The following is a 1,871-nucleotide window of genomic DNA, read 5'->3' as shown; positions in this document are numbered from 1 at the left end:
CTCGACATCTCACAGCACACATCGAGTAGACGGGTGACGACTTAAAGTCGCCACTGCGCCTCTCACACCACCGTACGTAAGGGTCTCGTATACGGCGGTTCGCAATCCATCTTTTCAATCGCTCTTTACACCAATTGAAACTATTCTGTACTTTTTTAAAGGGCTACGGATTTTCTGGGGGTTGCCCATTAACGAAAATTAATGCTCCCTGAATAATTTCCAGAAGGACTGCCTTCAGTCCTTCAACACTTGTGAGACCTATGCAGTTTTATGCAACTCGTTTCTCGTGGGTACTATCACATCGGCTGACTTCTCTACCTAACTAACTCGTAGTTGTAGAGACCTCCCCAGAGCCTGCCCAGATTTTTATCGGGGTAAGAGCGTCTTCTTTCTTCTGATCCCTGCCTTATCTACTATTTCGGTTATCACTTTACGTGTTTTGGACTTTACAATGATGTGCTTGCTTACCCAAGTAAATATGCCTCTGTATACGATTCCTACTTGGCCTGTCCTGAGCGTAACCGTAGGGTCAGTACTAGAATTTGTAGTCTCGCTTCCTTCACTTCTAAGGTCTCCCTTAACAAGCTTGCAGCTTACTAAGGGTTCAAGAGCGTTACCTCCGCGCATTGAGGACTTTCACCCGTTGGGAGAGTCTTGTAAGAAAACTATATTTACCATTCAAGGCAAACACAATGTGTAAAAATGCATTTTACATTAAAAGTTAGTAAAAATAAAAGCCCATAACATTAAACTTGTATAACAATTAAAGTAAATAAACACTACATTTGATAAATAAATGTTAAATCAAATGAAAATGAAAAAAAAATACATTGTCAGCTTAACTTTATTGTTTATGTCTATTCTTTCATTAAATGCCCAAAACCTTTGGGGAGTTGATGCTTCGATTGATGTTGCTAATGCTGAATTTCAAAATACTTTTACAGAAACAGGAACTGCTAGTAATTATTCTATTAGTAATTGGACTGCACTTTCTATAAGTGAAAGTAATGGTGCAGTAACCCCAGGTGATGCATTCTGGACAAGAAATACTCTTGGATATTCACAAGGAGCATATTGGCAAGATACTACGCCTATCAATTCTCCATCGCAAGTTAATGGTGTTGCTGTTTTTGATTCTGATTTTATGGATAATAACGGTACTCCAGGAGCATTTGGTACAGGCTCAGCACCTGCTGCTCATCATGGAGAGTTAATTTCACCAAGAATTGATTTAACGGGAAATACTGATGTTCCTCTTGCAGTGAAATTCTATTCCTTTTATAGAGATTTCCAAATATCAGAATTAAGTGTTTCTTTTTCAAGTGATGATGGAGTAACTTGGGGAAATGCAATCGATTATACAGCTCTACAGGCTGATTTAACAGAAGGTTTTATTAATGCAGTATTACCTTCTAATTCTACTCAAGGGATTCCAAATTTAACACAATGTAGAATTAAATTCACTTTTAGTGGCGATTATTATTTTGCAATAATAGATGATATTTCTATTATTGTATCTTGTACAGATCCAACTATTCCTTCAGTAACGTATTCACCTGGTACAATTTGCACAGGGAGTAATGCAACATTAAATATTTCAGGAACTTTAAACGATGCTACCAATTGGCATATTTATACAGGATCATGTGGTGGATCTCAAATAGGAACAACGGCTGGCAATACTTTTGTGGTAACACCATCTGGACTTTCAACAACATATTATATAAGAGGAGAAGGTGGATGTGTAACACCTGGAAGTTGTGCCTCAGTTACGGTAACAGCTATACCTATAGATGATGCTTCATTTAATTATTCAGCCTCAGTTTATTGTGTTGATGATTCTGATCCTACTCCAACTATTACAGGACTTG

The 1,871-nt window shown here is 37.8% G+C and carries 2 protein-coding genes; one reads left to right on the top strand and one right to left on the bottom strand.

Features of this window, described 5'->3' with window-relative positions:
- Positions 1–366: 366 nt before the first annotated feature.
- Positions 367–627 (bottom strand): hypothetical protein, encoded by a 261-nt coding sequence (locus tag CXF67_RS09585; RefSeq protein WP_102088559.1) that lies wholly within the window; start codon positions 625–627, stop codon positions 367–369.
- A 187-nt stretch (positions 628–814) separates the two neighbouring features.
- Between CXF67_RS09585 and CXF67_RS09580 the strand changes: the two genes are divergently transcribed.
- Positions 815–1,871 (top strand): immunoglobulin domain-containing protein (locus CXF67_RS09580; protein ID WP_441344394.1); only part of this gene is annotated, 1,057 nt, incomplete at its 3' end.

The sequence above is a fragment of the Psychroflexus sp. MES1-P1E genome, assembly GCF_002836055.1.
Classification (GTDB): domain Bacteria; phylum Bacteroidota; class Bacteroidia; order Flavobacteriales; family Flavobacteriaceae; genus Psychroflexus.
The sequence above is the reverse complement of the archived record's forward strand: the minus strand, read 5'-3'. Positions and strand labels throughout refer to the sequence as shown.

Excerpts from the sequence above, each read along its gene's own strand:
- CXF67_RS09585 (WP_102088559.1), bottom strand. The coding sequence starts at position 627 with ATGCGCGGAGGTAACGCTCTTGAACCCTTAGTAAGCTGCAAGCTTGTT.